Raw genomic sequence first — 458 nt, 5'->3', positions numbered from 1 at the left:
GACCCGGCGCGGTATCTTTACAGGCTTCATAGCAACCCTCTTCTTTTCCTAGTGGCCTGTATTCTCATTCAGGGTCACTGATTTTCTGCCACGGCTTCGCGCCCTTTTCGGGCACTTCCAGCGACAAATAAAAAAGGCGGCTTAGGCCGCCTTTTTTGCGTTTACTGGATCGGTTATTGATTTTGAGGAACCGCTTCCGAATGTTTTTCCGAAGCCGCAACGCTAACTTCATTGGCTGGTCGGGCCACCCCCAGAGTTTTCACTTCCTTGTTAGCATTGGCTTTAAACTTGAACATCAGACTGTACGCCGCCAGCAGGAAGAAGCTGAGAATGCCCCAGTAGGTCTGAACCGTGCCCAGAGCCTTGGCCGGGTCACTTGCAGCTCTGTTGGCCGTATCAGCAGCCAACTTAACCCACTGACTCCAGTCAAAACCTGCCGCAAAAGCAGACAGCCAAAA

At 52.0% G+C, this 458-nt stretch carries 1 protein-coding gene; it reads right to left on the bottom strand.

Annotated features, from left to right (window positions below; all coding sequences use genetic code 11):
* Window positions 1-173: 173 nt before the first annotated feature.
* Window positions 174-458 (bottom strand): hypothetical protein (locus tag BHE89_RS20610; protein ID WP_128860753.1); only part of this gene is annotated, 285 nt, incomplete at its 5' end.

It is taken from the genome of Shigella sp. FC1967 (assembly GCF_001743005.1).
Lineage (GTDB): Bacteria > Pseudomonadota > Gammaproteobacteria > Enterobacterales > Enterobacteriaceae > Proteus.
This window is presented reverse-complemented; position numbering and strand designations above follow the sequence as displayed.